The 7,053-nt window shown below is 42.1% G+C and carries 4 protein-coding genes; 2 read left to right on the forward strand and 2 right to left on the reverse strand.

From position 1 onward, the window contains the following. Window positions 1–333 precede the first annotated feature (333 nt). Window positions 334–2,007: an N-acetylmuramoyl-L-alanine amidase gene (locus tag CSV68_RS16245; RefSeq protein ID WP_099662645.1), complete on the reverse strand. Its 1,674-nt coding sequence runs from the start codon at window positions 2,005–2,007 to the stop codon at window positions 334–336. 216 nt (window positions 2,008–2,223) lie between these two features. After that, window positions 2,224–3,135: a C40 family peptidase gene (locus tag CSV68_RS16250; protein WP_099635652.1), complete on the reverse strand. Its 912-nt coding sequence runs from the start codon at window positions 3,133–3,135 to the stop codon at window positions 2,224–2,226. A 292-nt stretch (window positions 3,136–3,427) separates the two neighbouring features. On the opposite strand from CSV68_RS16250, the gene CSV68_RS16255 reads away from it, so the two are divergent. Together CSV68_RS16255 and murJ are read left to right on the forward strand one after the other, a co-directional pair. Then, window positions 3,428–4,525 (forward strand): glycosyltransferase, encoded by a 1,098-nt coding sequence (locus CSV68_RS16255; protein WP_099662646.1) that lies wholly within the window; start codon window positions 3,428–3,430, stop codon window positions 4,523–4,525. After that, window positions 4,522–5,805 (forward strand): murein biosynthesis integral membrane protein MurJ, encoded by a 1,284-nt coding sequence (gene murJ / locus CSV68_RS16260; RefSeq protein ID WP_099635654.1) that lies wholly within the window; start codon window positions 4,522–4,524, stop codon window positions 5,803–5,805. Before CSV68_RS16255 ends, murJ begins: the two co-directional genes overlap by 4 nt. Window positions 5,806–7,053: the final 1,248 nt, after the last annotated feature.

Raw genomic sequence — 7,053 nt, forward strand, 5'->3', positions numbered from 1 at the left:
GCACAACTGCGGGGTAGGCCGTGGCCAGGAGACAACTGGCAGCACTTTGCCAGCTGGCTCCTGGCTGTAGGCAATCCCCCACGTGCCTGCGCGGGTCCAGAAAGCAGACACTCACTAACTTCCGTCCCCAATAACCAATCGAGCAACGACCCCAACAAAAGTGCCAAAGACCCGCAGCCGCCTAGTCTCTGCTCCAAACGCGTTTCTTAGTCGGGTACTATACACGATCTCTCAGTTTACTAGCTCACTGAAAAGCACACCCCCAAAAATGACCACACAAGCGCATTCATTCCATAAAAAAACCTCCTAGAACATGTCTAGGAGGGAAGAACATTATTGCTTGCTGTAATACTGGTATAAACCTGTGTAGATTGCATCAGCATAAATATTCAAATACTGCTCGCTTGTTAGTTTGGCATAATCCTGTGAGTTTGTAATGAAGCCTAACTCTACAAGAACAGCTGCTACGTTATTATTCTTGATTACATAAAAGCCTTTATTCTTCACGCCACGATCAGACATATTGGCTTTTTGCACAATATTACGCTGAATGAAAGAAGCTAAATCACGGCTTTCTGTTGCGTTTATGTTAGAAGAAGAATCATAGAAAACTTCTGTGCCTTTTGCAGCAAAACCTGCAGAGTTCACATGAATGGCAACGAATGTTTCTGCGAAGTTTTTCTTAGCGAAATCTGTACGTGCTTGTAGTGAATAATACGTATCGTTAGAACGCGTCATAAGAACTTTAGCGCCCGCATTCTTTAACTTCGCTTCTACTTTCTTTGATACGTTCAATGTGATGGCTTTTTCGGTTTGACCGCTCTTGCTTGTGCCTGGGTCATGTCCGCCGTGTCCTGCATCGACAACGATGATACGGTCTTTCAATGGATTACCTGTTTGATTTAATAACTTCAAATACGTCTTGTGCACATAACCTGTTGTACTGCCCGTACGAACCTTTGCCCAGTAACCAGACATGGACAAGACTTCTACTTTCTGACCGGCTTGTAGCTTACCGACAGTTGGGGCACTGGAGTTACCTGCAGAACGCATGTTTAAATTATTTACCGTTACTTTACCCATTGTTTTGGCAACAGGTGTCGGTTTTGGTGTAGTGACAGGTGGTGGTGTAGGTGCGGGTGTATTTGGTTTCACGTCATTTAAATTAGGAGTCGTGAAATATTCATGGATAAATCCTTCTACACCATTAATACGTACATTCAGCCAGATACCTTGATTACCGATTACTTCTACCAGTGTACCGTTAGGCAACACATGGATAATAGCAGAAGACTCAGAAGGTGCGCTGCGTACGTTTAGTGGATCTGTGTCGTCACCCGTTGCTACGCGTACGTACTTTACGCTAGATTGCTGATCTGGTGTTTTAACAGCCAATGCAAACTGCTTGTCCATCGCACGTGCAACGAATAATGCGAATTGTTTACGTGTTAACAAATTATTCGGTAAGAATTTCTTGTTGTCACCTTGTGTAATACCTGCATAATACAAGCCGTTGATCCGGTCAGCGTATTTGTGATTTTTCACATCATCCATACCCAGAGGTTTTTGGCTAGTTACTTTTTCAGATAAGTTAAACGCTACTGATATTGCATAAGCCATTTCATCCCGTTTAATTTCTTCGTTCGGTTTGAAGTTGTTAGCGTCAGTGTTCGGGAAGTATCCTTTTTGAAGAGCAATGTTAGCAAACTTGTATTGTTCGCTAGTTGGCTTCAATCCGTTAATTTCCATGTTTTTTAACTGTGTATTTTGTGTGCCCGTTGCAATAACAAGCATCTTGGCAACATGTGAACGTCGTAAGTTGTCTTGAGGATTGAATTTAGGAGTTTGATTAATAATACCTTTTTCCGCTATGTAATGGACTTCTTTGACATATTCACTATTGGCGGGGACGTCGGAAAACTTAAAGCTTGCAAATGACTGGAGAGGTGAGAGAGCTAAGATGGTTAGCAGCAACAGTCCGACTGTTGCCCATTTAAATTGTTTCATGAGATCCTCCTTAAAATATAATATATTACTAGACTCATAGGTTCATTTTACCAGTTATGAAAACTAATTACTAGATATTTTTGTCATAGCTCGTAAAAAAAAAATGTTAATTCTATGATTCTTCGTAACTACTTGAGGAAGGATGGGGCTGAAGGGGGAGATAGTGCTGAATTTAGAGAAAACCGAATGCTCTAGTTTGAACATTCGGTAGGGTCATTAATTATTGATACGATCAATGAATTTATTTAGTTGTCCAACTGATACTTTGTCTGATAAACCATACGTACCATCTAAGTAACCAGTTGTAATTTCGTGATGGAATAAAATATTAATATATTCTGTTGCCCAGTGACCAGTAGGAACATCAGAGAAATTCGCAATAGCAGAACCTCTTAGTTCAAATGCACTTACTAAAACTTTTGCCATTTGAGCGCGAGTTAATTCTTTATTTGGATTGAAGTTACCTGCATCGCCAGAGAAAATATTCGCTTCAGCGACTGCGGAAATTGCTTCGTAATGAGGATTTGATTCATCCACGTCTTTAAATGTTGTGTTAACTGTTGTCATATCAAGGTCTAACTTTTCTGCAAGTACCTGTGCTATTTCACCGCGAGTTGCATAAACAATTTCTTTAACAGGAGCAGATGCAGCCACTTTTTGTTCTTCTTTAACGACGTTATCAGTGAAGTTCGCTACGCGACGTGCACCAATATAACGGCTCTTCCAGTAGTATGGATCATCCAATGATGATACCATGACACCTTTGCTCACAGAAGCATGGATGAAGTTATTAGATCCTATATAGATGCCAACGTGTGATACGCCGCGACCTGATGTATTAAAGAATACTAAATCTCCAACTTCTAGATTGCTTTTGGAAATGGAAGTACCGACTCCGATTTGTTGACCAGTCGTTCTTGGAATAGAAAGACCTTCTTTATTGAATACGTATTGTGTAAATCCTGAACAATCAAAAGCTGTTGGGGTTGTCCCACCTAAACGATAAGGTGTTCCCATATAATTTTTCGCTGTGCTTACTAATGACGTTGGTGAGTTTGCGGAAGCAAATTCTGGTACAAATGAAAAGAATAGTAGACTTGCCATGACCAGAGTTATTAGACGTTTCATGCTGTTCTCAAATTCCCCTTTCGCACAATCATTGTTGCGCTTTGTAATCTAGGAATATATTAGCACGGATAAACATAGAAATTATTACATTTATATTACAAGAGAATTACACACTGACACACAAATGAAATGTTAGTAGAAAAAACTAATTAGATTTTCATTATACGGAACAGAGAAAATATTCAGTTAAACGTTATTGCGACTTTATATCCCTATATTTTGTGGTATAATCATTCAACATATAAAAGAGCTTATTAGTTTATGACAGTAAGTAATAAAGGATGAGTTATGAGTGCCTAAAGTAGTAGTGTTTAGTAATATGTATCCTTCCACAGAGCATCCAACCTATGGAATCTTTGTGAAAAATCAAGTGGAACAATTAAAGAATGATGGTGTAGATGTTAAAATCATCGCCATACATGATCCGGGCAAAGGGAAAATCGGAAAAATAACCAAATATCTATCATGGGGAACACAATCCCTTCTATATGTCTTACAGCATAAAAAGAAAATCAGCATTACACATGCGCATTACGCGTTTCCCACTGGACTGGTGTCGTTGCTTGCAAAGAAATTATGGAAGATACCGTACGTTGTAACAGTGCATGGTGGAGATTTAGATAAAATGGCTAAAAAAAGTCCACGTATCGCAAAACTCACTAATCGTATTTTACAAGAATCCTCAGAAGTCATTACAGTGGGGGAGAAGTTGCGAAATGACGTCATCGATGATTATGGTATTGCCCCTAGCAAAGTAGAAGTTATGAGTATGGGTGTCGATACGAGTATCTTTAAACCGATGGGTCAGGAAGAGGTTCGGCTTTTATTGGACGTGCCTTTGAATGAACGAGTAATTCTCTTTGTAGGAAATGTGATCGAAGCAAAAGGTGTCATGGAATTGATCGATGCATTTGAACAATTACAAGAAACATATGACGACCTCCTTCTATATATAGTAGGTTCACAGAAGGACCAGCGTTTTACGGCAGAAATGAAGGCGAAAGTCGGTAACAATGCAAGTATTCACTTTAAAGAGCCGGTTAGTCAGACTGAACTTGCGAAATGGATGTCAGCAGCAGATATTCTCGCTTTACCTTCATACCACGAAGGATTCGGCTTAGTGGCACTCGAAGCGCTTGCGTCGGGAGCCAAAGTCGTAGCGACGAATGTTGGAGGTTTACCTTATTTATTGAAAGAAGATGTCGGAACCCTAGTTGAGCCACGTAATGCACAAGCTTTAGCTGCTGGACTTGAGATAGCACTTGCGAATGAAGTGACAAGAGAGCAGCATGAAGTCACGCAACAAGTGATTCAGCAACATTCTTCAACAGTAATCGTCAAAAGGTTGAACGATATCTATGAACAGAATGGAAAGGGATCTTCCGAATGAGTAAATTATTTAAGATCATTGGCACTGTCGCTATCATTAATATTGTCGCCAGATTATTTGGCTTCGGTCGTGAAGTCGTGATTGGCATACAATATGGTACATCGACAGTGGCGGATGCTATCGCGACAGCGTATACGATACCGAACTTTATTTATCTAGTGCTCGGTGGGGCGTTAACGACTGCTTTTATATCAATCTATCATTCCTCAAATATGGACAAACCATTATTTGTGCGCAAGGCATTCACGACAGTTGTCATAACTGCCACACTCGTTACATTAGTCATTATCGTATTGACGAATCCGATACTGAATCTATTCTTTAAAGATTTAAGTGATGAAGACTATACATTAGTGAGAAATCTTTTCCTTTGGATGATGCCTTCTTCAATTGTATTGGTCATGTCGACATGGATGAGTGGATTATTGAACATTAATGATCGTTTTCAGTTGTCGAGTCTAGCCATCTTACTGTATAACGCGGCGTTTGTTGGAGTAGGCTTTGCGCTAACAAAATGGCTTGGACCTGAATCATACGGTGTGGGTGCGATGGTCAGTGCAATCTTAATGGGACTCTTCCTATTTTGGGGAATCAAACGTGCAGATCTCTCTTCGCTGAAACCTTCATTCGGCATGCCAACGGATATTAAGAGAATGTGGTGGTTGGCTCTTCCGATTTTATTCGGTGGCGCATCCTTGCAGTTCTACTTCATTATTCACCGTATTGCAGCAGGGGGATTAGGGGAAGGTGCGATTTCTTCTATTAACTACGCATCGAAACTAACAGGTTTTCCACAAGCCATTCTCATGACAGCTGTAACGACGGTCATTTATCCGATGCTCGCGAAGAAAGAAGGCGAAGGGGATACGAAGACGGTCAAGGCGCTTTACAAGAAAGGTATGCTCTACATGGTCGCGTTACTATTGCCAGCGACGGTGTTTTGCTATTTCCTAGCTGAGCCGCTAATCCGTTTAGTATTCGGTTATGGGAATTTCGATGAGAAGTCTATTATGTTGACGGTACCGGTGTTCAAAGTGTTTGCTCTGTCGATGTTCTTCTTGGCGGCTAATACATATGTCACTCGTTTTTATTATGCCAAAGGTAATTCAATTACACCGATCATCTTTAGTTTGATCAGCGTGTTTGGAATTAATATCGGTATTATATTTGCGTTTGTTGATCAGATTGGTGCGCAGGCCATTGCGTACGGTACGGTCATTAGTGCCGCGGTCAATTTCCTGTTGCTTGCGGGCTATGCTCGATTTAAATGGAAGTTGTAAGGATAGGAAAAAGCTTCCGCTCAGTAAGTTGAGTGGAAGCTTTTTTGTGGTTTTAAGTAACTGAGTAGGGGAGTTGTTGCTTAAAACAAAATTGGGACTAAGTGATTTTTGGATTACGTTTTATAAAACTGTGCGTAATAAACGGCGTTGGGTTGTGGTTCTTGCAGGTGCTTTTTCTGTTTCGTCTTTGATCGGGAGGTTGTGGTTTAGCTGCCTGTGTAAATGGCAAGTTCATTGTCACCACTTCGGCGCTGGTGGATGGCTTTCGCGAGGAGCCATAGACAGAAAAGTTCGCCTGTCTTTGTCTCCACGCTACGCCTACCACAGCAGTCGCCTTCGTTGGATTGGGTGTAGGGCAGATCAGGAATATGTTTTTAAAGGAGCTGGTTAGTAAGTGACCTATGAATTACGTTTCTGTTTAGCGTGCGTAATAAGCGGCAATGGGTTGCGGTTCTTGCGCGTGCGTTTTCTTTTCCTATTTAATCAGGAGGTTGTGGTTTAGCTGCCTATGTAAGTGGTGAATTCATTGATCCCACTTCGGCGCTGGTGGATGGCTTTCGCGAGGAGCCATAGACAGGAAGTACGCCTGTCTTTGTCTCCTCGCTACGCCTACCACAGCAGGCGCCTTCGTTGGAGTGTGGGTAGGGCAGTTCGGGTAGTTGTTTTTCCTCGTTGAAGTGCTATCAGATTACGTTTCTGTTTAGAGTTCGTAATAAGCGGCATTAAGTTGTGGTTCTTGCACGTGCATTTTCTTTTTCCTATTTAATCAGGAGGTTGTGGTTTAGCTGTCTATGTAAGTGGCGAGTCCATTGTCGCCACTTCGGCGCTGGTGGATGGCTTTCGCGAGGAGCCAGAGACAGGAAGTGCGCCTGTCTTTGTCTCCTCGCTACGCCTACCACAGCAGGCGCCTTCGTTAGATTGGGTGTACGGCAGTTCTTACACTTCTTTTGCTAGAAATACATACTAGCTATCACGATGTCCTGATCTTCTTCCTATTAGAACCACAACCAGAATAAATAAAACTCAGTAGCGCAGGCACAACTGCGGGGTAGGCCGTGGCCAGGAGACAACTGGCAGCACCATCGCCAGCTGGCTCCTGGCTGTAGGCAATCCCCCACGTGCCTGCGCGGGTCTAGAAAGCAGACACTCACTAACTTCAGTACCCAACCACCAGTCGAGCAACGACCCCAACAAAAGTGCCAAAGACCCGCAGCCGCCTAGTCTTTCCGTCAACCGCGTTTCTAGATT

This window comes from Sporosarcina sp. P29 (assembly GCF_002743265.1).
Classification (GTDB): domain Bacteria; phylum Bacillota; class Bacilli; order Bacillales_A; family Planococcaceae; genus Sporosarcina.

Coding starts and splice junctions, on each gene's coding strand:
- murJ (WP_099635654.1), top strand. CDS start 4,522: ATGAGTAAATTATTTAAGATCATTGGCACTGTCGCTATCATTAATATT.
- CSV68_RS16245 (WP_099662645.1), bottom strand. CDS start 2,007: ATGAAACAATTTAAATGGGCAACAGTCGGACTGTTGCTGCTAACCATC.
- CSV68_RS16250 (WP_099635652.1), bottom strand. CDS start 3,135: ATGAAACGTCTAATAACTCTGGTCATGGCAAGTCTACTATTCTTTTCA.